At 75.1% G+C, this 22,782-nt stretch carries 24 protein-coding genes and 1 riboswitch; of the genes, 13 read left to right on the top strand and 11 right to left on the bottom strand.

What is annotated here, in order from left to right; all coding sequences use genetic code 11:
* Positions 1 to 74: 74 nt before the first annotated feature.
* Positions 75 to 449 carry a fluoride efflux transporter CrcB gene (crcB, locus tag MNY60_RS00250; RefSeq protein ID WP_242337848.1) on the bottom strand — a complete coding sequence of 125 codons (375 nt, stop codon included), beginning with the start codon at positions 447 to 449 and terminating at the stop codon, positions 75 to 77.
* A 187-nt stretch (positions 450 to 636) separates the two neighbouring features.
* Between crcB and MNY60_RS00255 the strand changes: the two genes are divergently transcribed.
* Positions 637 to 1,383 carry an SDR family NAD(P)-dependent oxidoreductase gene (locus tag MNY60_RS00255; RefSeq protein ID WP_242337850.1) on the top strand — a complete coding sequence of 249 codons (747 nt, stop codon included), beginning with the start codon at positions 637 to 639 and terminating at the stop codon, positions 1,381 to 1,383.
* A 180-nt stretch (positions 1,384 to 1,563) separates the two neighbouring features.
* Here the strand turns inward: MNY60_RS00255 and MNY60_RS00260 are convergent, their stop codons facing one another.
* Both MNY60_RS00260 and MNY60_RS00265 read right to left on the bottom strand, forming a co-directional pair.
* Positions 1,564 to 1,932 carry a DUF1841 family protein gene (locus MNY60_RS00260; RefSeq protein ID WP_242337852.1) on the bottom strand — a complete coding sequence of 123 codons (369 nt, stop codon included), beginning with the start codon at positions 1,930 to 1,932 and terminating at the stop codon, positions 1,564 to 1,566.
* A 102-nt stretch (positions 1,933 to 2,034) separates the two neighbouring features.
* The gene (locus MNY60_RS00265; protein WP_242337854.1) at positions 2,035 to 2,523 is read right to left on the bottom strand and encodes a hypothetical protein; all 489 of its coding nucleotides are present in this window, start codon (positions 2,521 to 2,523) and stop codon (positions 2,035 to 2,037) included.
* A gap of 376 nt (positions 2,524 to 2,899) precedes the next feature.
* On the opposite strand from MNY60_RS00265, the gene MNY60_RS00270 reads away from it, so the two are divergent.
* The 10 genes from MNY60_RS00270 to MNY60_RS00315 all read left to right on the top strand — a co-directional run bounded on the left by MNY60_RS00270 (position 2,900) and on the right by MNY60_RS00315 (position 12,979).
* Positions 2,900 to 4,237, top strand: a complete 1,338-nt coding sequence (locus tag MNY60_RS00270) for a YeiH family protein (RefSeq protein ID WP_242337856.1) — start codon at positions 2,900 to 2,902, stop codon at positions 4,235 to 4,237.
* A gap of 9 nt (positions 4,238 to 4,246) precedes the next feature.
* Positions 4,247 to 4,480 carry a hypothetical protein gene (locus tag MNY60_RS00275; protein ID WP_242337858.1) on the top strand — a complete coding sequence of 78 codons (234 nt, stop codon included), beginning with the start codon at positions 4,247 to 4,249 and terminating at the stop codon, positions 4,478 to 4,480.
* Positions 4,477 to 5,838, top strand: a complete 1,362-nt coding sequence (gene cobA / locus MNY60_RS00280) for a uroporphyrinogen-III C-methyltransferase (RefSeq protein ID WP_242337860.1) — start codon at positions 4,477 to 4,479, stop codon at positions 5,836 to 5,838. Before MNY60_RS00275 ends, cobA begins: the two co-directional genes overlap by 4 nt.
* A gap of 10 nt (positions 5,839 to 5,848) precedes the next feature.
* Positions 5,849 to 7,687, top strand: coding sequence for a nitrite/sulfite reductase (locus MNY60_RS00285; protein ID WP_242359821.1), 1,839 nt, complete (start codon positions 5,849 to 5,851; stop codon positions 7,685 to 7,687).
* A 73-nt stretch (positions 7,688 to 7,760) separates the two neighbouring features.
* A riboswitch (SAM riboswitch) is annotated at positions 7,761 to 7,836 on the top strand.
* 37 nt (positions 7,837 to 7,873) lie between these two features.
* Positions 7,874 to 9,151 carry a threonine synthase gene (gene thrC, locus MNY60_RS00290; protein WP_242338313.1) on the top strand — a complete coding sequence of 426 codons (1,278 nt, stop codon included), beginning with the start codon at positions 7,874 to 7,876 and terminating at the stop codon, positions 9,149 to 9,151.
* A 17-nt stretch (positions 9,152 to 9,168) separates the two neighbouring features.
* Positions 9,169 to 9,444: a MoaD/ThiS family protein gene (locus MNY60_RS00295; RefSeq protein WP_242338311.1), complete on the top strand. Its 276-nt coding sequence runs from the start codon at positions 9,169 to 9,171 to the stop codon at positions 9,442 to 9,444.
* Positions 9,445 to 9,448: 4 nt separating this feature from the next.
* Complete coding sequence (gene moeB / locus MNY60_RS00300) at positions 9,449 to 10,615, top strand: molybdopterin-synthase adenylyltransferase MoeB (RefSeq protein WP_242338309.1); 1,167 nt, start codon at positions 9,449 to 9,451, stop codon at positions 10,613 to 10,615.
* Positions 10,616 to 10,617: 2 nt separating this feature from the next.
* The gene (cysK, locus tag MNY60_RS00305; RefSeq protein WP_242338307.1) at positions 10,618 to 11,586 is read left to right on the top strand and encodes a cysteine synthase A; all 969 of its coding nucleotides are present in this window, start codon (positions 10,618 to 10,620) and stop codon (positions 11,584 to 11,586) included.
* Positions 11,583 to 12,539, top strand: coding sequence for a PLP-dependent cysteine synthase family protein (locus tag MNY60_RS00310; RefSeq protein ID WP_242338305.1), 957 nt, complete (start codon positions 11,583 to 11,585; stop codon positions 12,537 to 12,539). The genes cysK and MNY60_RS00310 overlap by 4 nt, the downstream gene beginning before the upstream one ends.
* On the top strand, positions 12,536 to 12,979 hold the full coding sequence (locus tag MNY60_RS00315; RefSeq protein WP_242338303.1) for a Mov34/MPN/PAD-1 family protein: 444 nt from the start codon (positions 12,536 to 12,538) through the stop codon (positions 12,977 to 12,979). Before MNY60_RS00310 ends, MNY60_RS00315 begins: the two co-directional genes overlap by 4 nt.
* 130 nt (positions 12,980 to 13,109) lie before the next feature.
* Here the strand turns inward: MNY60_RS00315 and MNY60_RS00320 are convergent, their stop codons facing one another.
* The 5 genes from MNY60_RS00320 to MNY60_RS00340 all read right to left on the bottom strand — a co-directional run bounded on the left by MNY60_RS00320 (position 13,110) and on the right by MNY60_RS00340 (position 17,214).
* Positions 13,110 to 13,943 (bottom strand): DUF3014 domain-containing protein, encoded by an 834-nt coding sequence (locus MNY60_RS00320; protein WP_242338301.1) that lies wholly within the window; start codon positions 13,941 to 13,943, stop codon positions 13,110 to 13,112.
* Between the two features lie 7 nt (positions 13,944 to 13,950).
* Positions 13,951 to 14,967 (bottom strand): bile acid:sodium symporter family protein, encoded by a 1,017-nt coding sequence (locus tag MNY60_RS00325; protein ID WP_242338299.1) that lies wholly within the window; start codon positions 14,965 to 14,967, stop codon positions 13,951 to 13,953.
* Between the two features lie 109 nt (positions 14,968 to 15,076).
* Positions 15,077 to 15,652 carry a bifunctional 2-polyprenyl-6-hydroxyphenol methylase/3-demethylubiquinol 3-O-methyltransferase UbiG gene (locus tag MNY60_RS00330; RefSeq protein ID WP_242338297.1) on the bottom strand — a complete coding sequence of 192 codons (576 nt, stop codon included), beginning with the start codon at positions 15,650 to 15,652 and terminating at the stop codon, positions 15,077 to 15,079.
* A gap of 93 nt (positions 15,653 to 15,745) precedes the next feature.
* Entirely contained in the window at positions 15,746 to 16,909 is a 1,164-nt protein-coding gene (locus MNY60_RS00335) for a Xaa-Pro peptidase family protein (protein WP_242338295.1), read from the bottom strand.
* Between the two features lie 122 nt (positions 16,910 to 17,031).
* A complete protein-coding gene (locus MNY60_RS00340) occupies positions 17,032 to 17,214 on the bottom strand; it encodes a hypothetical protein (protein WP_242352924.1) in 183 nt (60 codons plus the stop codon).
* A gap of 145 nt (positions 17,215 to 17,359) precedes the next feature.
* On the opposite strand from MNY60_RS00340, the gene MNY60_RS00345 reads away from it, so the two are divergent.
* On the top strand, positions 17,360 to 17,875 hold the full coding sequence (locus tag MNY60_RS00345; protein ID WP_242338291.1) for a GNAT family N-acetyltransferase: 516 nt from the start codon (positions 17,360 to 17,362) through the stop codon (positions 17,873 to 17,875).
* Positions 17,876 to 17,889: 14 nt separating this feature from the next.
* Here the strand turns inward: MNY60_RS00345 and MNY60_RS00350 are convergent, their stop codons facing one another.
* From MNY60_RS00350 to MNY60_RS00360, 3 genes are all read right to left on the bottom strand, one after another.
* On the bottom strand, positions 17,890 to 19,419 hold the full coding sequence (locus tag MNY60_RS00350; RefSeq protein WP_242338289.1) for a hypothetical protein: 1,530 nt from the start codon (positions 19,417 to 19,419) through the stop codon (positions 17,890 to 17,892).
* 177 nt (positions 19,420 to 19,596) lie between these two features.
* A complete protein-coding gene (locus MNY60_RS00355; protein WP_242338287.1) occupies positions 19,597 to 20,643 on the bottom strand; it encodes a hypothetical protein in 1,047 nt (348 codons plus the stop codon).
* 161 nt (positions 20,644 to 20,804) lie between these two features.
* The gene (locus tag MNY60_RS00360; protein ID WP_242338285.1) at positions 20,805 to 21,431 is read right to left on the bottom strand and encodes a TetR/AcrR family transcriptional regulator; all 627 of its coding nucleotides are present in this window, start codon (positions 21,429 to 21,431) and stop codon (positions 20,805 to 20,807) included.
* A 112-nt stretch (positions 21,432 to 21,543) separates the two neighbouring features.
* Here MNY60_RS00360 and MNY60_RS00365 point away from each other — a divergent pair, with 112 nt between their 5' ends.
* Positions 21,544 to 22,755, top strand: coding sequence for an efflux RND transporter periplasmic adaptor subunit (locus tag MNY60_RS00365; protein WP_242338283.1), 1,212 nt, complete (start codon positions 21,544 to 21,546; stop codon positions 22,753 to 22,755).
* Positions 22,756 to 22,782: the final 27 nt, after the last annotated feature.

Consider the following 22,782-nt stretch of genomic DNA (forward strand, 5'->3'; position numbering starts at 1 on the left):
AGCTAAGCGTGTGCACGGGGGCACCCCGGGCGCATCCGGCGAGCGTGCGACGCCCGGGCGAGCCGGGCGCGAGCTCACCCGAGCGTGCGCGCGGCGAGGAGGCCCACGAACCCCGCGGCGAGGCACCCCAGGAGCGTGAGGGCGACGTTCGCGAGCGCGTGCGCCGGGCCGCGCTCGAGGAGGGCGAGCGTCTCGTAGTTGAACGACGAGTAGGTCGTGAAGCCGCCGAGGATCCCCGCCCCGAGGAAGAGCCGCACCTCCGGCGAGATCCCCTCCCGCGCCCCCGCGAGCCCCATGAGCAGCGCGAGCAGGAACGAGCCCACGACGTTCACGATGAGCGTACCGCGCGGGAAGTCGGCGCCGAGCGCGCGCGCCGCCCAGGTCGAGACGAGGTAGCGCGCGCCGCTGCCGAGCGCGCCGCCCGCGCACACGATGAGGAGCCGGATCACGGCCGCCGGTCTATCGCGGCCGGCGCCGATCCGCAACGGTGCGGCGCCGCGCTGGACGACCGTTCGCGGCCCCGCCGCGATGCGCGGGTCGCCCCGGCGGGCTCGCCTCGCTCGCGGACCGTTTCCAAAATCCCGATCGCTCGTCTAGGCTCGCCTCGGCCCTTCTCCCTCGCACCGGAGGTCACCCATGATGAAGAGACGCGTCGCCCTCGTGACGGGCGCGAGCCGCGGCATCGGCGCGGCGACCGCGAAGCTCCTCGCGCGCCACGGCGCCGCCGTGGCCGTCAACTGGTTCCAGAGCGAGGAGGCGGCGCGCGCCGTCGTGGACGAGATCCGCGCCGCGGACGGGCGGGCGGTCGCGGTGCGGGCCGACGTGCGCGATCCCGGGCAGGTCGCGGGGATGGTCGCGGAGGCGGAGGCGGCGCTCGGCCCCATCGACACGCTCGTGGTGAACGCGTCGATCTCGTTCCCCATCCGCCCGTTCGTCGAGTACCGCTGGGCGGACTTCCAGGCGAAGCTCGACGGTGAGCTGGGCGCGGCGTTCCACTGCTGCCAGGCGGTCGCCCCCGGCATGATCGCCCGCGGGTCCGGCTGCATCGTGGCGATCTCGAGCGGCCTGTCCCGCCACCCCGGCCCGGGCTTCTGCGCCCACAGCACCGCCAAGGCCGGGCTCGACGCCTTCGTCCGCGGGCTCGCGCTCGAGCTGGGGCCCCACGGCGTCCGCGTGAACGCCGTCGCGCCTGGGCTCACCGACACCGACGCGACCGCTCATCAGCCGGCCGCCCAGAAGGAGGCGATGGCCCGGATGACGCCGCTCCGCCGGATCGGGGTGCCCGAGGACGTCGCGGGCGCGGTGCTGATGGTGGCGTCCGAGCACGGGCGCTTCCTCACCGGCGTGTACGTGCCGGTGAGCGGCGGCGCGCTCATGGCCTGAACGGCCGATCACGATCCGCGAACAGGCGAGCGAAGCGAGCCCGCCGGGGCGACGCCGGCGAAGCGGCGAAGCCGCTCGCGGCGGCGCCCGGGACCCGGCGAGCAGGGGTGGGGTCCCCGACGACGGCGGTCAGCCGTCGGCGGGGCGGGGGCGCCGCCCCCGTTCGAACATGGCTGGCCGCTACCGCGCCGGCGCCGGCGGCTGCAGGGCGTCGAGCGCGCGGGCGTAGGCGGCGGCGTCGAAGCGGCCGCCCTTGAGCGCGGCGTCGAGCGCGTCCGCCGCCACGCGCCCCACCACGTGCAGCGCCTCGTGGCGCGTGAGGCCGCCGGCCACGAGCCGCTCGACCGCGCCGCGCGCCTGCGGCGGCTCGCCCGAGGCGAGCTGGTCCTCCACCACGAGGTGGAGCGCTGCGTGGACGCGCGGCTTCGGCATCGGCGGGTGCGGTCGGGAGAGCGCGTGGTGGTGCGCCTCGACCGCGCGCAGGCGCTCCTCCTGCGGGACGTCCTTCCAGGCGCGCGGCTCGGGCGCGCGATCGGCGTCGTAGTCCATGCTCGGCGCGGACCTTAGCGCCGCGCCCGGAGGCGCCGCAACCCGCCGCGAGGCGAAGGCGCGCGCAGCATCGGACGACGAACAGGCGAGCGAAGCCCGCCGTCAGTACACGTGACACCCGACGCACAGCGGTCGGGTGGCCACCGCCTCGCCCGGCCGGGGCCGCCGTGCCTGCGCCTTGCCCGCGTCCTCTCCGGGGAGGACGGCGCGAGGATCGGGCGCGAGCCGCGCCTCGGCGCCGGGCGGGAGCGCGACGTGGGCGGCCCAGGGCGAGTCGGCGTCGTGACAGGTCGCGCACCGCACCTCCCCCTCGGGCAGCCGGATCTGCCGGCGGGCGACCTCTGCGGGATCGCGCAGCGCGGACGAGCGACCCGCCTGGGCCTGCGCGTACGAGAAGTCCACGGGGTGCGTATGGCCTTCGCGCCCGCGCGGGTGGCAGGCCACGCACGCGGCGCTCGACGCGGTCGCCTGGGGCGAATGAAGCGCGCACGCTCCGGCGGCATCGGCGGTCGCCGGAGCCGGCACCTCCGCCCCGGCCGGCGCGGCGAGCGCCCAGAACGTGAGCACTGCGACCGGTGCACGCCTCGTCATGACCGCCTCCTCGACAGAACGAGATAGTGGCGCTCAACCCCGGCGAGGAGACCCCGTCACGGCGCGGAACGGGCTCCGGGGGGAACCGGCTGCGCTCGTCCGTTAAGTCGGACACTCATCCGTTGTCCGCTTGACAGGAGTTTCGTCCGTCATCTAGGATTCGCACACGATGCGCGCCCTCCCCGCCTCCTCCCGCTCCGCCGCGCGTCGGACGCTCCACCGGCGATGCATGTGTCGCCGGCCGGCGCCTCCCGCGCGAATGCGCGGCTGAGCGCCGGCGAGCTCCTTCACCCCGTTCGAGTAGACGCGCCGGCCGTCACGGGCTGCCGGACGGCGCGTCCCTGGCGAAGCCCTGCGCACCGCACGAGGAACTCCCATGTCCGCCGCTCCTCCCTCCACGCTCCCCTGGCACCGCCGCGAGGACACCTGGGCGATCCTGATCGCGCTCGGGATCGTGCTCGCCGTCACCTCCGCCTTCTTCCTCGGCGCGACGCGGCTCGTCTCGACGGCGGCGCTCTCCTTCCCCGCCTGGTCGGACGCCGGGAAGGTGCTCGCGACGCTGCAGGCGAACCCGGCCTCGCCCCTCGTGCTCTTCGGCGTCTTCCTCGCGCTCTTCGGCGCCGCCTCGGCGGTGATCGGCTGGGACGTCGCGAAGTACGCCGCCGGGTTCGGCGTGCTGTTCGTGTTCTCGATCGTGGTCGCGATCCTCGGCTCGAACGAGGTCCTGAAGGCCTGGCAGCTCGAGCCGCCCCTCCTCGCGCTCGTGGTCGGCATGGTGCTCGGGAACGCCGTCGCGCTGCCGCGCTGGTTCCAGTCGGCGCTCCGCACCGAGTTCTACGTCAAGGTCGGCATCGTGCTCATGGGCGCGACGCTGCCGTTCACGATCATCCTCCAGGCCGGCCCGCTCGCCATCCTGCAGGCGACGATCGTGGCCGTGACGACCTTCGCCGCGATCTACCTCGCCGCGACCCGGCTGTTCGGCCTCGATCCGCGCTTCGGCGCCACGCTCGGCGCGGGCGGCTCGATCTGCGGCGTGTCGGCGGCCATCGCCATCGGCGGCGCGTGCCGCGCGGAGAAGAGCCACGTCTCTGTGGCGATCTCGATGGTGATCCTCTGGGCCGTCGCGATGATCTTCCTCCTCCCCGTCGGGGCCCGGCACCTCGGCCTCGGCCCCGGCCAGGCCGGCGCCTGGATCGGCACCTCGGAGTTCGCCGACGCCGCGGGCTTCGCCGCCGCCGCCACCCTCGGCGACGAGCGCGCCATCAAGACGTTCACGCTCATGAAGGTGGTCGGGCGCGACATGTTCGTGGGGGTGTGGGCGCTCGTGGTGGCCTTCCTGTCGGTCACGCGCTGGGAGCGGAAGGGCGCCGCCGAGGCGGAGCGGGTCCGCCCGGCCGAGATCTGGCAGCGCTTCCCCAAGTTCATCCTCGGGTTCCTCGTCGCCTCGCTCGCCGTGACGGTCGTGCTCGCCTCCGTCGACTCGAAGATCGGGACGCAGTTCTCCAAGGAGGCGATCGGGCCCCTCAAGAACCTGCGCGGCTGGGCGTTCACCTGGACGTTCCTCTCGATCGGCTTCACGACCCGCTTTCGCGAGCTGACCCGGTTCGGCTGGCGCCCGTTCGCCGCGTTCGCGCTCGGCGTCCTCGTGAACGTCCCGCTCGGCTACTGGCTCTCCACCTCCGTGTTCGCGTCCTACTGGGACGCGGTGAAGTAGGAGGCCGCGATGGTCGACCACGTCACCCGCGTCACCGTGGACGCCCGCGCGCCGCGGTCCGGCGCGCTCGCCGACGCGCTCGCGGCGCGTGGGTTCGAAGTCCGCCGCGAGCGCGCTCGCATCGTCGCCGAGTCCACCACGGTCGAGGCCGGCGACGCGAAGCGCCACCTCCTCGCGCTCGGGTTCCGCGATCGGGAGTTCCAGGTGTTCCTCGAGTACGTGCGCCAGTGGGGGGTGCTGTGACCGCGCCCCTCGTCCCGCTGTTCGTGAAGCTCGCCGGCCGCGAGGTCGTGGTCGTGGGCGGCGGGGCGATGGCGGCCCTGCGCGTCCGGCAGCTCGCCGAGGCCGGCGCGCGCGTGACGGTGGTCGCGCCGGAGGTGCGCGACGACGTCGCCGCGGGCGCCGCGGCGGTGCACCGCCGGCCGTTCCGGCCCGCGGATCTCGACGCGGCCTGGCTCGCCGTCGCCGCCGCGACGCCGGCGGTGAACCGCGAGGTCGCGGAGGCCGCCGAGGCGCGGCGCCTGCTCGTGAACGCGGTCGACGATCCGGAGACCGCGACCGCGTACACCGCCGGCGTCGTCCGGCGGGGCGACGCCACGGTGGCGATCTCCACGGGCGGGCGCGCCCCTGCCCTCGCCGGGCTGCTGCGCGAGGCGCTCGACGCGCTCCTGCCGCGCGACCTCGCGTCCTGGGTGGACACCGCCGAGGCGGAGCGCGAGGGCTGGAAGCGCGCCCGCGTGCCGCTCGCCACCCGCCGCCCGCTCCTGCTCGAGAAGCTGAACTCCCTGTACGCGCGCGCGCCCTCCCCCGGCGCCGCCGCGCCGACGCCGCCGGGCCTGGTGTCGCTCGTCGGCGCGGGGCCCGGCGATCCGGGCCTCCTCACCCGGCGCGCCGCCGACCGGCTCGCCGAGGCGGAGGTCGTCCTCTACGACGCGCTCGTGGACGCCGACGTGCTGAGGCTCGCGCCGCGCGCGCACTGCTTCCAGGTCGGGAAGCGCGCCGGCCGCCCCAGCGTGTCGCAGCGCGCGATCGAGCGGCTCCTCGTGGGCGCCGCGCGGCAGGGCAAGCGCGTCGTCCGGCTCAAGTGCGGCGACCCGTTCGTCTTCGGGCGGGGCGGCGAGGAGGCGCGCGCGCTCGCCGCCGCGGGCGTGCCGTTCGAGGTCGTACCCGGGGTGTCGTCCGCCATCGCCGCGCCCGCGCTGGCCGGCATCCCGGTGACGCACCGCGGGCTCGCGGCCGGCTTCGCGGTGATCGCGGGGCACGACGAGCGGACCTACGGGCCGATCCTGGATCGGATGGGCGCCGAGACCTCGCTCACGCTCGTCGTCCTCATGGGGATCGGCGCGCGCGAGCGGATCGCGACCCGGCTCCTCTCGCGCGGGTGGGATCGGGAGACGCCCGCCGCGATCGTCCTCGGCGCGTCGTCCCCCGACGCGTTCGCCTGGAAGGGCACGCTCGCGGGGCTGCGCCACGCCGCGCTGCCCGATCACCCGGAGCTCCCCGGCACCCTCGTCATCGGCGCCGTCGCCGCCCTGCAGCTCACCTCCTCGCGCGCCGACGCGCGTGACCACGAACCGCTCGCGCCCGCGCAGAGCGCCTGAAAGGAGCCGCATGTCCCGCCCCTCAGAGCCCACCCCGCCCGTCCGGGAGACCTTCGCGGACGACCGCGAGATCGACGCCTTCGTCGAGACGCTCGGCCGCTTCGAGCGCGGTGAGATCGACGCCGACGCCTGGCGCGCCTACCGCGTGGTGCGCGGCGCCTACTCGCAGCGGCAGGACGGCCTGCACATGCTGCGCATCAAGCTGCCGCAGGGCGCGACCTCCGCCGCGCAGCTCCGCGCGCTCGCCGACGTCGCGGCGCGCTTCTCGCGCGGCTACGGGCACGTGACGACCCGCCAGAACTTCCAGGTGCACTTCGTGCGGCCGGCGGACCTCGAGCCCGCGCTCCGCCGGCTCGCGGCGGACGGCGTCACCACCTCCGGCGCGGGCGGCAACGCGGTCCGCAACGTGGTCGCCTGCCCCCTCGCCGGCGTCTCGCCGGACGAGCTCTTCGACGTGACGCCCTACGCCGAGGCGGCGACGCGCCACTTCCTGCGCCACCCGCTCGCGAACGCGCTGCCGCGCAAGTTCAAGATCGCCTTCGAGGGCTGCGCCGAGGACCACGTCGCGACGGCCATCCACGACCTCGGCTTCCGCGCGCGCGTGCGGACCGAGGGCGGGCGGACCGTGCGCGGCTTCTCGGTGACGGTCGCGGGCGGGACGGCGTCCCTGTGCACCTCCGGCGCGCCGCTCGTCGACTTCCTGCCCGCGTCGGAGCTCCTCGCGCTCGCCGAGGCGATCGTCCGCGTGTTCCACGCCCGCGGCGACCGGGTGAACAAGCAGCGCAACCGGCTCAAGTTCCTCGTCCGGTCGCTCGGGTTCGAGCCCTTCCGCGCGCTCGTCGAGGAGGAGCTCGCGCGCGTGCGGGCCGAGGGCGCCCCGCGGCTCCCGTTCGATCCCGACGCCGCGCCGGCGGACGCCCCGCCGCCCGCGCACGCGCGTCCGGAGCCTCCCACCGCCGCGGAGATCTCCGCGCGCGTCGCCGCGGCGCCGCCCCGCGGCCCCGGCGAGCCGCCGGCGGTCCTGCCCGTGCTCGCGCCGTCGCCCGCGGCGCTCGCCGCGTTCCGCGCGACGAACGTCCGGCCCCAGCGCCAGCCCGGCTTCTCCGCGGTCACCGTGTCGCTCCCGCAGGGAGACGTCACCGCCGCGCAGCTCGAGGTGCTCGCGGACCTCGCGCTCGCGCACGGCGACGGCGCCGTCCGCTTCGCGAGCGACGGCAAGGTCCTGGTGCGCTGGGTGCCGTCCGACGAGGTCCCCGCCCTGTTCGCGCGGCTCGCCGCGGCGGGGCTCGGGCGCGACGGCGCGCGGAGCGCCGCGGACGTCGTCGCCTGCCCCGGCGCGGACGTGTGCCGCCTCGCCGTGACGCGCACCCGCGGGATCGCGCGGCTCGTCGAGGAGCGCGTCCGGCAGCGGCTCGGCGCGCCCGGCCTCGCCGCCGCGCTGCCGGTCCACGTCTCCGGCTGCCCGAACGGCTGCAGCCAGCACCACCTCGCCGCCATCGGCCTGCAGGGGAGCGCGCGAAAGCTCGGCGGCCGGGCGGTCCCGCAGTACTTCGTGCTCGTCGGCGGGGGCGCGGAGGACGGCGTCGCGACGTTCGGGAAGCTGGCGGGCAAGGTGCCCGCGCGGCGCGTCCCCGAGGCCGTGGAGCGGCTCACGGCGCTGTACCTCGCCGAGCGGCGCGAGGGCGAGGCCGCCGGGCCGTTCTTCTCCCGCGCGCTCGATCGCGTGAAGGCCGTCGTCGCTCCGCTCGAGGCGCTCAGGCTCGAGGACGCCGCGCCGGAGGACTTCGTCGAGCCCGGGGCGAGCGACGACTTCAGCCCCGAGACCCAGGCGGGCGAGTGCGCCGCCTGAAAATGGAGATCCTCCGCTTGACGGGAGGCTCGTCCGCTAAATAGGATGACCACCGATCGCCGCAGCCGCGGCGATCGGAGTCCGTGGCGATTTGCGGCGTATTGCGGCCACGTTAAACCAACCGCTAAAAAGCCCCTCCCCGGCTGCCTGCAGTGCCGTCCGGCGAGGGAGAAGGAAGTCTCCAGCATGTCCTCGTCCCTCGCGGCCGCGCCCCGCGCGGCGTCCGCTTCAGCGGATCCGCACCGTCCGGAGCTGTCCCCCCTCGTCTGCCGCCGCTGCGGCGCGCGCTTCGAGCCTCGCCCCGTGGCGGTGTGCGAGGAGTGCGTCGGGCCCCTCGAGCCGGCGTACGAGAGCGACCGCGTCCTGCCCACGCGCTGGCAGATCGAGGCGCGGCCCCGCTCGATCTGGCGTTACCGCGAGTGGCTCCCCATCCTCGGCGAGCCCGTCCTCTCGCTCGACACCGGCTTCACGCCGCTCGTGGACGCGCCGGCGCTCGCCCGCGCGCTCGGCGTGCGGCGCGCGCTCGTGAAGAACGACGCGGTCTCCCACCCGACCCAGTCGTTCAAGGACCGGGTGGTGGCGGTGGCGCTGAACGCCGCGGCGGGGCTCGGCCTCGACACGGTCGGCTGCGCGTCCACCGGCAACCTCGCGAACGCCGTCGCCGCGCAGGCGGCGCGCGCCGGGCTCGCCGCCTGGATCTTCATCCCCGAGGACCTCGAGCTCGCGAAGATCGTGGGCACCGCCGTCTACGGCCCGCGCCTCGTGCGCGTGCGCGGCACGTACGACGACGTGAACCGGCTCTGCGCCCAGGTGGCGGATCGCTTCGGCTGGGGGCTCGTGAACCTGAACCTGCGCAGCTACTACGGCGAGGGCTCGAAGACCATGGCCTTCGAGATCGCGGAGCAGCTCGGCTGGCGGCTGCCCGACGCGGTCATCGCCCCGATGGCGGGCGGCTCGCTCGTGACGAAGCTCGACAAGGGCTTCCACGAGCTCGCCGGCGCCCACCTCGTGGACGGGCCGCTGCCGCGGATGTACGGGGCGCAGGCCGCCGGGTGCGCGCCCATCGTGAACCTGTTCGAGAAGGGCGGCGAGGCGATCGAGCCCGTGGTCCCCCGCACCATCGCCCGCTCGATCGCCATCGGGAACCCGGCGGACGGGCCCTTCGCGGCGAGGGCGATCCGCGCCTCGGGCGGCGCGGCGGCGGCGGTCACCGACGAGGAGCTCGTGCGCGGCATCCGCCTCCTCGCCGAGACCACCGGCGTCTTCACCGAGACCGCCGGCGGGGTCACCGTCGCCGCAGCGCTGAAGCTCGCGCGCGAGGGTAAGCTGCGCGCGCAGGACGAGCTCGTGCTCTGCATCACCGGAAACGGTCTCAAGACCATCGACGCCGTCGTCCCCGCCCTGCCGGAGACGCCGGTCATCTCAGCGAAGCTCCGCGAGGTCGCGGCGCTCGTGGACGCCTGATCCGAGGAGAGACGAAGATGCCCATCACCTTGAGGCTCCCCGCCGTGCTCGCGAAGGCCGCCGGCGGAAAGACCGTCCACGAGGCGCGCGGCGCCACCGTCGGAGAGGTCGTCGGCGACCTCGCGGGCCGCTTTCCCGAGCTCGGCCCCCGGCTTCGCGATGCGAAGGGCGAGCCGTACCCTTACGTCATCTTCTACCTGGACGACGAGGACATCCGGTTCCAGCAGGGCTTCGCGACGCCCGTGCCGGACGGCGCCGAGATCGTGGTCGTCCCCGCCATCGCAGGAGGCTAGCGAGATGTCCATCGGCCGCACCGCACAGGAGCTCCCGCCGCTGTCGCAGGAGGAGATCCTCCGCTACAGCCGCCACCTCATCATCCCGGAGGTCGGCGTCGAGGGTCAGCGCCGCCTCAAGGCGGCGCGCGTGCTCATGGTGGGCGCGGGCGGCCTCGGCTCGCCCATCGGGCTCTACCTCGCCGCCGCGGGCGTCGGCACCCTCGGGATCGTCGAGTTCGACGTGGTGGACGCGACGAACCTGCAGCGCCAGGTGCTGCACGGCACGAAGGACGTCGGCCGCAAGAAGGTCGAGTCCGCCCGCGATCGGATCCGCGATCTCAACCCGCACGTGGAGGTGGTCGCGCACGAGGCGTGGCTCACCTCCGAGAACGCGCTCGAGATCATCCGGGACTACGACCTCGTGGTGGACGGCACCGACAACTTCGCGACGCGCTACCTCGTGAACGACGCGTGCGTGCTGCTCGGCAAGCCCAACGTCTACGGCTCGATCTACCGGTTCGAGGGCCAGTCCACGGTGTTCTGCACGGACGCGGGCCCCTGCTACCGCTGCCTCTACCCGGAGCCGCCTCCCCCCGGGCTCGTGCCCTCCTGCGCGGAGGGCGGCGTGCTCGGGATCCTGCCGGGCCTCGTCGGGCTCGTGCAGGCGACCGAGACGGTGAAGCTCATCGCCGGCATCGGCGAGCCGCTCGTCGGGCGGCTCCTCCTCGTGGACGCGCTGGGGATGCAGTTCCGCACGGTGAAGCTCCGCAAGGACCCGCGCTGCCCCGCCTGCGGAACGCGCGAGATCGAGGAGCTCATCGACTACCAGCAATTCTGCGGGATCCGCGGCGGCGAGGACGAGACGGCCGGCGTGCCCGTCCTCACGGTCGCCGAGCTCGACGAGCGGCGGCGCGGCGGCGCCGACCTCGACCTCGTCGACGTGCGCGAGCCGCACGAGTGGGACATCGGCCGGATCGAGGGCGCGCGCCTCGCGCCGCTCTCCTCCTTCGCCGACGCGCTCCGCACCTTCGACAGCGCGCGCGACGTGGTCCTCTACTGCAAGAGCGGCGTGCGCAGCGCGAAGGCGGTGCGCCAGCTCCAGGAGGCAGGGTTCAAGCGCGTGTGGAACCTCGAGGGCGGCATCCTCCGCTGGAGCGAGGAGATCGACCCCACCGTGCCGCGGTACTGACCGTGCCCGCCTCCGCGCGCCCCCGCGCCGCCCCGCCGCTCGAGACGATCCTCGACGCCGTGGGCGGCACGCCCGTCGTGAAGCTCCGCCGCGTGGTCCCTCCCGGCGCGGCGGAGGTGCTCGCGAAGCTCGAGTCCATGAACCCGGGCGGCTCGGTCAAGGACCGCATCGCGGTCGCCATGATCGAGGCGGCCGAGCGCGACGGCCGGCTCGCGCCCGGGGGGCGCGTGGTGGAGCCGACGAGCGGGAACACCGGGCTGGGGCTCGCGCTCGTCTGCGCGGTGAAGGGCTACCGGCTCACGCTCGTCATGCCGGACTCGACCTCCCTCGAGCACCGGCAGGCGCTCGAGGCGTACGGGGCGGAGCTGGTCCTCACCCCCGCGGAGGCGGGCATGCCGCCCGCGGTGGCGCGGGCGAGCGAGCTCTCGCGAGAGACCGGCGCGCTCCTCCTCCAGCAGTTCGAGAACCCGGCGAACCCGCAGGCGCACCGCGACGGGACCGCGCGCGAGCTCCTCCTCGCCCTCGACGCGCTCGGCGGGCCGTTGGGCGCCTTCGTCGCAGGCGTCGGGACGGGCGGGACGCTCACCGGCGTCGCCGGGGTCTTGCGGAGGGAGCGCCCCGGGACGCTCATGGTCGCGGTCGAGCCCGAGGCCTGCGCCGTCCTGTCCGGCGGGACTCCCGGCCCGACGCGGATCCAGGGGCTGGGCGCGGGCTTCGTCCCGCGCGTGCTCGACCCGGCCGCGTACGATCGGGTCGAGCGGGTGAGCGACGAGGAGGCGTGGGCGATGAAGCTCCGGCTGGCCCGGGAGGAGGGGCTCCTCGTCGGCACCTCGAGCGGCGCGGCGGTCGTCGCTGCGATCCGGGTGGCGCGCGAGCTCGGCGCGGGCCACCGCGTCGCAACCGTGCTGCCCGACACCGGCGAGCGCTACTTCTCCGCGGCGGAGTGGTTCGCGCGCGAGGCCGCGCGATGACCGCGCCCGGCCTCCGCCACGGCGCCGCGCCCGTCGAGACGGTGGCGCGGCTCGTCGGGAGCACGCCGCTCGTGCGGCTGCGCCGCATCGGGGCGGAGCTCCCCGGCATCCGCCTCTACGCGAAGTGCGAGTTCATGAACCCCGGCGGCTCGGTCAAGGACCGCCCCGCGCTCCGCATGATCGAGGCCGCGCTCCAGGACGGGCGCCTCGGGCCCGGGCGCACCCTCGTCGACTCCACGAGCGGCAACACCGGCGTCGCCTACGCCTGGATCTGCGCGGCGCTCGGGGTCCGCTGCGCCCTCGTCATGCCGCGCAACGTGAGCGCCGCGCGCAAGCGCATCGCGCAGGCGTTCGGCGCCGAGCTCGTGTTCTCGGATCCGCTCGAGGGCTCCGACGGCGCCATCCGCCAGGTGCGCGAGCTCGTGGCGCGGGAGCCGGATCGCTGGTTCTACCCGGACCAGTACGGGAACCCGGAGAACCCGCGCGCCCACGAGCTCGGGACCGCGGTGGAGATCGCCGAGGCGCTCGACGGCGGGGTGGCCGCGTTCGTGGCCGGGATCGGCACGAGCGGCACGGTGATGGGGACCTCGCGCGGGCTGCGCGCGCTCGCGCCGGGGGTGCGCTGCCACGCGGTCGAGCCCGCCGAGCCGCTCCACGGCCTCGAGGGGCTGAAGCACATGGAGAGCTCGATCGTGCCGGCGATCTACGACGAGGCCGAGCTCGACGGGAAGATCTCCATGCCCACCGCGGAGGGCTGGGCGATGGCCGAGCGCCTGGGTCGCGAGGAGGGGCTGCGCGTCGGGCACTCGAGCGGCGCCGCGGTGGCCGGGGCGCTCCAGGTGGCCGAGCGCATGGCGGCGGCCGGCGAGCGGGGTAACGTCGTGACGGTCCTGCCGGACCGCGCCGACCGCTACTTCGAGCCGCGCCGCTGGGACCGGAGGATCACCTGGTGACCTACGGCCCGGAGCTGCTGGCGCGCCTGCGAAAGCTCAGCGAGGCGGACCCGGAGCGCGAGGTGTGCGGGTTCGTCGTCCGCCGCGGCGACGCGCTCGAGGCCCTCTCGCTCCCGAACGTCGCCGACCGCTACCACGCGCTCGATCCCGCGAGGTTCCCGCGCACGAGCCGCGAGAGCTACCTCATGGATCCGCGCGCCCAGCTCCGCGTCCACGAGGAGCTCGAGGCGAGCGGCGGCGAGATCGTGGCCGTGTGGCACTCGCACGTGGAGGTCGGCGCCTACTTCTCCGCCAAGGACCGGGCCGACGCGGTGGTGGACGGCCAGCAGCTCCTGCCCGGCGCCGAGTACCTCGTCCTCGGAGTCCGGGGAGGGCGCGTCGACGAGGCGCGGCGCTACCGCTTCGACGCGGGCGATTTCGTCGAGGCGAAGCTCGACTAGCCCGCCGCGAGTCGAATCGATCTCGACCCCGACCTCTCGACCCCGACCTCTCGACCTCGACTGCTCGACCTCGACTGCTCGACCTCGACTGCTCGACCTCGACTGCTAGCGAGGCCGAGCCCACACCCGCCTATCGCGTCGCCGGCGAGGGCGCATCGAGCGCGGGGGGCACGGGCATCCCGAGCGCCTCGAGGAGCTGGCGCGCCTTCCCCTGCACGATGCGCGTGTTTCGCGGCCCCATCCTGAGCAGGTGCTTCTCCACCTGCGGCGCCGTCTCGAGCCGCTCGTCCTGGAACAGGAACACGCCCTCGCGCTCGACGACCGGAACGTCCCCCTCGACGACCGGCGCCGCCGCGAGCCGGCCGAGGGCGCGCGCGGTGACGTCGTCGAGCGACGCCTCCGGATAGCCGAGCGCGCGGTAGGCGAGCTGGAGGACCCCGTGGAGCGAGCGGTAGACGCGCGCCGCCTCGCGGGCGTCCACCGAGGCGATCGCGTCGCCGAAGGCGTCGTAGCGCGCGTACGAGGCCGGGTCGATGACGGTCTCGGCGCCACGCCGCTGCACCGAGAACGGACGCTCCGGCCGGAGGGGGTCGAGCTGCTTCCGGGGCGAGACGCCCTCCGCGAGGTTGTCGAGGAGCACGGCGGCGCGCCGGACGACCTCGCCCTGCGCGAGCGTCCGCCGGTAGAGCTCGCTCTGCGAGACCGTGTCGGCGAGCGCGCGCGCCTCGGGGTCGCTGACGTTCGGCCCGAGGTCCGCCGCCCGCACCGGCGGGGCTGCCGGCGACGCCGCGGGCGAGGTCTCGCCGGCCGGCGACGCGGGCGCGGCGGCCGGCGGGGTCTGCTCGGTGCGCCCGCCGAAGCGCCGGCTCGCCCAGAAGCCGGCAGCGCCGAGCACGACGAGGATCGCGACGACGAGCGGCGCCCTGCTGGGCCGACGGAGCGTGGTCTTCGGGGTCTCGTCCATGCGTGCCTCACTCGTGAGCGGCCGCGGGGGCCGGGGACGGCGCGCCCTGGAGGCGCCGCGCGTAGCGCTCCGCCAGGATCGAGCCGACGAACAGCTGGAGCTGATGGTAGAACATGATCGGCAGCACGATGAGGCCGAGCCCGGGGTGCGCGCCGAAGATGAGCTTCGCCATCGGCACCCCCGAGGCGAGCGTCTTCTTGGACCCGCAGAACACCGCGGCGATCTCGTCCTCCTTGTCGAGCCCGACGAGCCGCGCGAGGCGCGTCGAGAGCGTCAGGACCACCGCGAGGATGAGCGCCGCCCCCGCGACCGCGATCGCGAGCACGGAAACGCCGTGCTTCGTCCAGAGCCCCGCCCGGACCGAGTCCGAGAACGACACGTAGACGAGCAGCAGGATCACGAGCTTGTCGAACGTGCTCGCGTGCCGGTGCCAGCGCTGGAACCACGCGCCGAGCGCCGGGCGGAGGAGCTGACCGAGGACGATGGGGAGGAGCAGCAAGGTGGCGATGTCGAGCACGGCGCGTCCGACGGAGAGCGACTCGCCCGAGGTGGACGCCCACACGCTCACGAGCAGCGGCGTCGCGATGATCCCGATGAGGCTCGACAGGGTCGCGTTGAAGATCGCGCCGGGGACGTTCCCGTGCGCGACCGCCGTCATCGCCACCGAGGAGGAGATCGTGGAGGGCAGCGCGCAGAGGTAGAAGAAGCCGAGCAGCAGGTCCTCCGGCAGGAACCGCCCGAACGCCGCGGCGAGCACGAGGCCCACGATCGGGAACGCCACGTAGGTCATGGCCTGCACGACCGCGTGCAGCTTCCAGCGCATCATGCCGGCGCGCAGGCGGTCGCGGGAGAGCGCGAGCCCGTGGAAGAAGAAGATGCCGAAGATGCCGGCGTTCGCGACGCGGTCGGCGTGCAGCGGCCCCCCGCTGCGGCCGAGCTCCGGCAGCAGCGTCGCGAGCACGACCGCCGAGACCATGCCGGCGAGGAACCAGTCCCGGGCGAGGCGGCGCAGCCGTTCGATCACGCGGTGACCTCCACCGACAACGAGTAGCACGAGCGGCCGGGTCCAGCCGGGTGACTTGGAAGCGCGCCCATTCCCCTGGCCTCCCGCGGGGCGCGCCACGCGGCCTTCTTCACCCGGCGGCCGCCGCGGGCTTCCGCGCGACGAGCCGCGCCTCGTGGCGGCCCGACTCGAGCCAGCCCTCCTCGTAGCGGACGACCTCGAGCCCGCGGACGAGCGTCGGGAGCTCGCCGTCCTCGAGGAGGTGCGCCGGCCCCGGGCGCGCGTGGCGCTCGAGGTTCCTCCGCGTCGCGTGCGCGACGACGAGGAGTCCTCCCGGCGCGAGCTCCGCCGGGATCGCCGAGAGGAGCGGCCGGTGGAGGAAGTACGTGCAGAGGACGAGGTCCCACGGGCCGTGCGGCAACGGCGACGCCTCGAGATCGATCCGGAGGGTCGCGAGCGAGAGCCCGCGCCGGCGCGCCTCGCGCGCCGCGCGCTCGAGCGCGACCTCCGAGACGTCGGCGAGCGTGACCTCGAGCCCGCGCCGGGCGAGCCAGAGCGCGTTCCGGCCCGAGCCGCCCGCGACGTCGAGCGCCCGACCCTGCCGCGGGAGGAGCGCGTCGAGCGCGTCGAGGAGCGGCGAGGGCTCGGGGATCGCGTCCTCGTCCCGGTACCGCGCGTCCCACCGCTCGCGATCGCCCTCGGCCACCCTCTTCTTTCTAGTCGAGGCGCGCCGCGAGAGCGCCGGAGGGAACGGGGGCTCGGGAGGGGCGAGCCGCAGGCGAGCGCCCCACCGGTACGATCAGACGACCATCACCGCGTCCGGCAGCTCCGTGATCCGCTCCCCGCCGCCCTCGCCCACCGCCCAGGTGTTCTCGATCCCGATGGCGCCGAGCCCGGGGAGGACGAACTTGGGCTCGACGGCGAGCACCTGCCCGCGCACGAGCGGCACGTCGAGCCCGGGCGCGAGCACCGGCAGCTCGTCCAGCTCGAGGCCGACGCCGTGGCCCACGAAGCGCGCCTGCGCCCCCGGCGGTCCCATGAAGCGATCGCCCAGCCCCTCCCGCTCGGCGAGCGCCTTCGCGCGCGCCCAGAGCTCCGACGGGATCGCGCCGGGCCGGAGCCCCTTCACGACCTCCTCCTGGATCGCGAGCGCCACCTCGAACGCGCGCGCGAGCTCGGGGGCGAGCCGGCCGCACACCGCGATGCGGGTCATGTCCGTGACGTAGCCCGCCTTCATCGCGGTGTAGTCGAGCAGGATCGGCACGTCCCCCGGCACGGGCTCGACCGACGCGCCGAGCGGGGAGGACGGCGACAGCCCGCGCCCGGTGACCGGCCCGTCGAAGTAGCTCGGGGCGGTGGCGGAGCCGGCGGCGAGCGCGAGCCCCATGAAGAACTCCTGGTTGAACCCGCGCAGCCGCGGGCTCCCCTCGTTCCCGGCCTTGCGCATCCGGTACTCGAGCTCCGCGGCGAGATCGACCTCGCGCATGCCGGGGCGGAGGAAGGACGGGATCTCGCGGAAGACGCCGCAGAGGAGCGCCGCGGTCTCGCGCATGCGCTCGAGCTCCCAGGGGGACTTCACGCTCCGCTGCACGCGGAGCGCCATCGACACGTCCGCGAGCTCCGCGCCGAGCGCGCGCGCCCAGAAGCGCTCCACCGCGCCCGGGGCGACGTCGAAGGTGAACCCTACCCGACGCGGCCCGCCGAGCGCCGCCGCGAGCTCCTTCGAAGCCGGGAACGGGCGGACGTCCGCGAGCGGGCTCTCCGCCCGGGCGCGCTCGAGGCTCTTCCGCACGAGCAGGACCGCGTCGCCGCCCGCCGGCACCCACAGCGCCGCGTTCTGGCGCGTGCCGGCCAGGTAGAAGACGTCGGTCGCGTGGACGAGGACCGCGCCGTCGAGCCCCTGGGCGCGGAGCGTGTCGCGAAGGGCGTCGAGGCGGGCCCGGCATTCGGTGGCGGGGGTCATGTGGTCAGCATGGACGGGACGGGGCGCGCCCTGCAACCGGGGGCGCCGTGACCCGGGCGCCACTCCCGGAGCTCCTCACCCTCGGTGACGGCGTCGCATTCCCCGACGCCGCCGCGTCGCGGCTACGGCCTCGTCGAGAGCCAGACGAACGCCCCGATCAGCGCGACCAGCGCCAGCACGGCGACGACGATCGCCCCGGCGCCGCCCTTCCGCTCGACACGGTAGCGTTCGAGGCCCGGGCTCGCGAGGCGAGCGCGGACGGTGTCGTCGAGGTAGCGCCGGGCGGTATCCCCGAGGCGTGGCATCTTTGCGGCCATCCCATCACCCCTTTCGTCGCGAGCCATCCTACCGCACGGACCGGCCCGTCTCGGCGGCGCTCGGGGACTCACCGCCGGGGCGAGCGCGACCCGGCGCCCGCCGGCGGCGAGGCACATGGGCTACCGTGGTGGGATGAGCGAGATCGAGATCCGCCGGGCCCGCCCCGAGGACGCGCCGGCGCTCGGGCGGATGGGGGCGACGCTGGCGCGCCTCCACAACCGGATGGACTCCCGGCGCTTCTTCGCGAGCCCGGGGATGGAGGAGGGCTACGCCTCCTGGCTCGCGCGCGAGCTCGCGAGCCGGAAGGCGGTGGTGCTCGCGGCGGTGTCGCGCTCGCGCGGGCGCGAGCAGCTCGTGGGGTACGCGTACGGCCGGCTCGAGGGGCGAGACTGGAACACGCTGCGCGACCCCTGCGGCGTCGGCGTCGATCTCTACGTCGCGCCGCGCGCGCGCCGCCGTGGCGCGGGCCGCCTGCTCCTCGAGGCGCTGGTGCGCGAGCTCGGCCGGCGCGGAGCCCCACAGGTCGTCATCCAGGTCGCGGCGCGGAACGGCCGTGCGCTCGCGATGTTCGAGGGGATGGGCTTCCGCCGGACGGTGGTGGAGCTCGCGATCGATCCCGCCGAGCTCCGGACGCCCGGCGCGGAGTGACGGCGGGACCCGCGTCAGGCGACGCGCGGGCCGGCCGGAGCGCCGGACGACGGCGCGACGCGAGGAGCCCCCCACGCGGCGTTCCGGTCGTGCATCCCGGCGAGCATGCCGATCATCCCGGTCATCGCCTGCTCCGGGCTCGAGGTCCCCCCGATCGCCGCGTAGACCCCCGCCGCGACCGCGTGGGCGGCGTACGCCCCCTCCGCGTACCTCCCCGCCTCGACGCGCGCCTTCCCGGTCCGCGCCCCTGCTCCCTCGAGCTCTCGACGCAGCTCGGCGACGACGGCCTCGTCCTGGTCGCGCCAGTCCTGGAGGTCGCGGAACGCACGTCCGTCCAGCGCGCGGAGCCGCGTCTGCGCGATCGCGCGCGCCACCACGGCGGCCGAAGCCTTCGCGACGCCGGCCGTGACCGGAAACTCGCCGAGGCGAATCCTCCCGAGGTCGCGATCCGCCTCGGCGGTCAGGCGGTCCGCCCACCGCGTCGCGCCCTCGAACGACAGGAGCCGCACGGTCTCCGCCGCGAGGTACGCGCGCGCGATGTCCGCCGGATGCGGATCCTCCGTCCTCCCGACGTTCCGCAACGTCCCCGCGCCGCCCGCGGCCCCGTTCATCGCCCGGAAGTACCCGACGAGCCCGACCGCCGCCGCGGGCCCCATGTTCAGCACGCCGAGGACGTCCGACGCCGTCTCCTCGATGCGGTCCGCCCAGTAGTCGGCGAGGGCGAGCCCCATCTTCTCGCCGAGGAGCCGCTCTCGCACCACCCGCGCGAGCTCGTCGCGCAGCCCGTCGTCCGCCTCGAGGAGGTCGTGTCCCGCCGTCTCGTGCGCGAGGGCCGGCCACGCGAGGATCCCCGCCGAGGCGTTCGCCGCCGGGAGGCTCACCACCGCCGCCTCCACGCCGAGCGTCTCCGTGGCCGTCGCCGGCCAGGTGTACGGGCCGGTCTCGGCGCTGCCCCATCGCACGAGCGGCGGGACCACGCCGTGATCGGGCGGCTTCACGCCGCGGCGGTCCTCGGCGGACAGGAACCCCTCGTAGAGATCGCTCACGACCTCCTGGAAGGCGGCCGTCGCGCGCGCCGCGTAGCCCTCCCCGTGCTGGAGCACCGCCTGCGCGACGTCGAGCAGGAGGCGCGCGGCCCCCTCGCGCTCGGGATCCTCCGCGAGGACGCGGGCGAACCCGCGCGCGCCGAGCCGATCGAGCGAACGCAGGAGCGGGTCCGCGACCTCGCGCCGGTAGCTCGGCGGGAGCTTCGCAGCCGCCCGCTCGAGCCGCGCCCTGAGCGAGGCGAAGGTCGTCGGATCCGGCGGGCCGTCCCCGCCCGCGAGGGCCGCCGTGCGGGCGTCCGCGATGCAGGCGGCGAGGCCCGCGAACGACAGCGGGTCGGAAGGCGAGCGCGGCGCGACGGCGCGGAGCGGCGCGACGCCGTTCGCAGCGTGAAGCGGGTCGCGACGGAGCTCCGGACCGGGGTGCGGGGCGGCCTCGGGCAGCTCGGCGGCCGGGGCGAGGCTTCGGACGGATGCAGCGGAGACGGTTCTCGGGAACATGTGCGCCTCTGGGTGTGGGGGATCGCGCGGGCTTGCGACGGCCGTGCCGGCGCCGTGCCGCGCGCAACCGCGGAGGAGCTGGGGATCCGCGCGCCGAACCTCGCCGTCTCACGCCCACGGCCCACCGCCGCGCGGCCGGGCGGTACGCGCCGCGGACCGATCGCGGGTCGTGGATGCTCAGAACCCCACGATCTCCCCGCTGCACACGCAGCTCCCGCTCGTGGCGCCAGCGGGGACCTCGCAGTTGCCGGAGCAGCAGTCGCCGTTCGCGGTGCAGCTCCCGCCCGCCGCGGCGCACGAGGACGCCGGGCTGCACGTGCCGCTCGTGGCGCCGGCGAGGATCTCGCAGACGCCGGAGCAGCAGTCGCCGGTCGCGGTGCAGCTCCCGCCCTCCGCGACGCACGACGACGGGCTGCACGTGCCGCTCGTGGCGCCGGCGACGATCTCGCAGACGCCGGAGCAGCAGTCGCCGGTCACGGTGCAGCTCCCGCCCGCCGCGGCGCACGACGGCGGCCTGCACGCGCCGCTCGTGGCGCCCGCCGGGAGGTCGCACGAAAGCCCCGCGCAGCACTCGACGCTCGCGGTGCAGCTCTCTCCCACGAGGCCGCACAGGACGGGCGGCGCGGCGACGCACGTGTACTTGCCCTGGCCGCCCGTCGGGAGGCAGGTCGATCCGCCGCAGCAGCTCGTGTCGGCGGTACCGGTGCACCGCGCACCCTCTGCCAGGCAGGCGAAGCACCGCAGGATCCCGGCGCGGTCGGCGACGCACCGGCCGTGGTCGCAGCACTGCTCGCTGAACTGGCAGACGTCTCCTTGCGGGATGCACATCCAGTCCCAAGGCGACGCGCAGGAGCCGTTGTAGCAGGCGCCCGCGCAGCACTCTGCGTTCTGCCGGCAAGGCATCCCGGTCGCCAGGCACATCATCGGCACGGGAGGGCAACCGCGGGTGCAGGTGCCGTTCACGCACGCCGTCCCGCTGCAACAGGTCTCGCCGTTCGCGCACGACCCGCTCGCCTCCGCGCACGCAGGCGCGGCGCACGTTCCCGTGGAGGGATCGCAGGTCAGGCCGGCGCAGCAGACGACGCCGCCCGCGCACGACTGCCCCGCGGCGCCGCACGCCGCGTCTGCTCCGCTCGCCGCCTCCGAGGTCTTGCAGGAGGAGGCGCCGAGCGACAGGGCGAAGACCAGCGGCAGCACTCGTCGACTCAAGGTGGCGTGCGTCATGGCGGCTCCTCCTCGCGAGCCGAGACGAATACCACCGCGCGTGCGCCACGGGTGACGGACAGTGCGCTACGGCCAGGAGTGAATGTGGGATTCCGGAGCCCGACACGACCGGGACTGCGACATCGCGCTCGCGCCGCGCTCCCGGCTCCAGCGCGCCGGCGTCACCGCCCGAACGCGCGCAGGAACGTCCGCACCGCGCCGCGCACCGCCTCGCGCACGGCCGCGTCCGCGGGCCGCTCGAGGATCCCGAGCCGGGCCTTCAGCACGAGGTCGGACTGGCACAGGCTCACGAACTGCACCGCCGCCGCGCGGGGGTCCTCGAGCAGGAGGACGCCCCGCTCCTTCCAGCGCTGGAGGTACGCGGAGAGCATGGCGTAGAGCGAGCCCGGGCCGCGGTCGTAGAGCGTCTGGCCGATCTCCGGGAAGCGCGACGACTCCGCCTGCGCGTGGCGGTAGAGGCCCACCACGGCGGGCGAGAGGAGCAGCCCCATCACCTTCTCGCCGGTCTCCTGCAGCGCCTGCTCGAGCTCGCCCGCGGGCTCGGCGAGGAACGCCCGGATCCCCTCGCGCAGGGCGTCCACCTCCTCCGAGAGGCAGGCGACGTAGAGGCCCTTCTTGTCGCCGAAGTGGTTGTAGACCGTCGCCTTCGAGACCCCGGCGCGGGCTGCGATGACGTCCACGCAGGCCCGCTCGTAGCCGAGCTCGCCGAAGGTGGCGCGCGCCCCCGACAGGATCTGGCGCCGCTTCGCGGGGGAGAATTCCGCTGTTCTGGCGCCAGGTTCGCTCATTCGCACGCTCTATACTGAACGGTTCAGTCTTGACCGTCAACAGGTGCGACAGTATGTCTTGCGGCTCGCCGGAGCGCTCGTCCGGCGTGAACGGATCGACGAAAGCCGCGAAATGACTCCTCTCTCCGTGACCTCGCCCGTCGCTCCGCGACGCGCGCTCCCGTTCCCCCTCCGTGCCGGAGCGTCGCTCGCCACGGTCGCCGCCCTCGCGCTCGCCCTCTCCGGCTGCGAGCGGACCCAGGCGAAGGGACCGCCTGCCGCGGCCCGCCCGGTCGAGGTCGGGGTCGTGACGCTCGCCCCGACCTCGGTGACGCTCGTGAAGGAGCTGCCCGGCCGGACGTCGGCGTTCCGCGTCGCCGAGGTGCGCGCGCGCGTGAACGGGATCGTGCTGAAGCGGCTCTTCACGGAGGGCAGCGACGTGAAGGAGGGGCAGCCGCTCTTCCGGATCGACCCGGCGCCGTACCAGGCGGCGCTCGACAGCGCGAAGGCCGCGCTCGCGCGCGCGGAGGCGAAGGTCGCGTCCGCGCGGCTGCAGGCGCAGCGCTACACGGAGCTCGTCGAGGCGAACGCGGTGAGCCGGCAGGAGCACGACGACGCGGTGGCGACGCTGAAGAGCGCGGAGGCCGACGTCGCCGCGGGGCGCGCGGCGGTGCAGGCGGCGCGGATCAACCTCGGGTACACGACCGTCACCTCCCCGGTGCCCGGCCGCATCGGGCGCTCCGCCGTCACCGAGGGCGCCTACGTGCAGCAGGCGCAGGCGACGCTGCTCGCGACGGTGCAGCAGCTCGACCCCCTCTACGTGGACGTCACGCAGTCGAGCACCGACGCCCTGCGGCTGCGTCGCGACCTCGAGAGCGGGAAGCTCCAGAGCGCCGGGAAGAACCAGGCGAGCGTCTCGCTCGTGCTCGAGGACGGGCGGGAGTACGAGCAGCACGGCACGCTGCAGTTCTCCGACGTCTCGGTCGACGCCGGCACGGGATCGATCTCGCTCCGGGCCATCTTCCCGAACCCGCGCGGCGACCTCCTCCCCGGCATGTTCGTCCGCGCGCGCATCAACGAGGGTGTGAACCCGCAGGCGATCCTCGTCCCGCAGCGCGGCGTGACGCGCGACCAGAAGGGCCAGCCGACCGCGCTCGTCGTGAACGCCGAGAAGAAGGTCGAGCTCAGGCAGCTCGTGACCGACCGCACCATCGGCGACACGTGGCTCGTCACCGACGGCCTCAAGGCCGGCGATCGGGTGATCGTCGAGGGCCTGCAGAAGGTCCGGCCCGGGGCCGAGGTGGTCCCCGTCCCCGCCGCGTCCACGCGGCAGGCCTCCCGCTAGCAGCGCGGTCGCACCCTCCCCAGGAGA

This window comes from Anaeromyxobacter sp. SG17, from assembly GCF_022690695.1.
GTDB classification, from domain to species: Bacteria; Myxococcota; Myxococcia; order Myxococcales; family Anaeromyxobacteraceae; genus Anaeromyxobacter; species Anaeromyxobacter soli.

Excerpts from the sequence above, each read along its gene's own strand:
- MNY60_RS00255 (WP_242337850.1), top strand. The coding sequence starts at position 637 with ATGATGAAGAGACGCGTCGCCCTCGTGACGGGCGCGAGCCGCGGCATC.
- MNY60_RS00260 (WP_242337852.1), bottom strand. The coding sequence starts at position 1,932 with ATGGACTACGACGCCGATCGCGCGCCCGAGCCGCGCGCCTGGAAGGAC.
- MNY60_RS00265 (WP_242337854.1), bottom strand. The coding sequence starts at position 2,523 with ATGACGAGGCGTGCACCGGTCGCAGTGCTCACGTTCTGGGCGCTCGCC.
- MNY60_RS00270 (WP_242337856.1), top strand. The coding sequence starts at position 2,900 with ATGTCCGCCGCTCCTCCCTCCACGCTCCCCTGGCACCGCCGCGAGGAC.
- MNY60_RS00275 (WP_242337858.1), top strand. The coding sequence starts at position 4,247 with ATGGTCGACCACGTCACCCGCGTCACCGTGGACGCCCGCGCGCCGCGG.
- MNY60_RS00285 (WP_242359821.1), top strand. The coding sequence starts at position 5,849 with ATGTCCCGCCCCTCAGAGCCCACCCCGCCCGTCCGGGAGACCTTCGCG.
- thrC (WP_242338313.1), top strand. The coding sequence starts at position 7,874 with ATGTCCTCGTCCCTCGCGGCCGCGCCCCGCGCGGCGTCCGCTTCAGCG.
- MNY60_RS00295 (WP_242338311.1), top strand. The coding sequence starts at position 9,169 with ATGCCCATCACCTTGAGGCTCCCCGCCGTGCTCGCGAAGGCCGCCGGC.
- moeB (WP_242338309.1), top strand. The coding sequence starts at position 9,449 with ATGTCCATCGGCCGCACCGCACAGGAGCTCCCGCCGCTGTCGCAGGAG.
- MNY60_RS00310 (WP_242338305.1), top strand. The coding sequence starts at position 11,583 with ATGACCGCGCCCGGCCTCCGCCACGGCGCCGCGCCCGTCGAGACGGTG.
- MNY60_RS00320 (WP_242338301.1), bottom strand. The coding sequence starts at position 13,943 with ATGGACGAGACCCCGAAGACCACGCTCCGTCGGCCCAGCAGGGCGCCG.
- MNY60_RS00335 (WP_242338295.1), bottom strand. The coding sequence starts at position 16,909 with ATGACCCCCGCCACCGAATGCCGGGCCCGCCTCGACGCCCTTCGCGAC.
- MNY60_RS00340 (WP_242352924.1), bottom strand. The coding sequence starts at position 17,214 with ATGCCACGCCTCGGGGATACCGCCCGGCGCTACCTCGACGACACCGTC.
- MNY60_RS00345 (WP_242338291.1), top strand. The coding sequence starts at position 17,360 with ATGAGCGAGATCGAGATCCGCCGGGCCCGCCCCGAGGACGCGCCGGCG.
- MNY60_RS00350 (WP_242338289.1), bottom strand. The coding sequence starts at position 19,419 with ATGTTCCCGAGAACCGTCTCCGCTGCATCCGTCCGAAGCCTCGCCCCG.
- MNY60_RS00355 (WP_242338287.1), bottom strand. The coding sequence starts at position 20,643 with ATGACGCACGCCACCTTGAGTCGACGAGTGCTGCCGCTGGTCTTCGCC.
- MNY60_RS00360 (WP_242338285.1), bottom strand. The coding sequence starts at position 21,431 with ATGAGCGAACCTGGCGCCAGAACAGCGGAATTCTCCCCCGCGAAGCGG.
- MNY60_RS00365 (WP_242338283.1), top strand. The coding sequence starts at position 21,544 with ATGACTCCTCTCTCCGTGACCTCGCCCGTCGCTCCGCGACGCGCGCTC.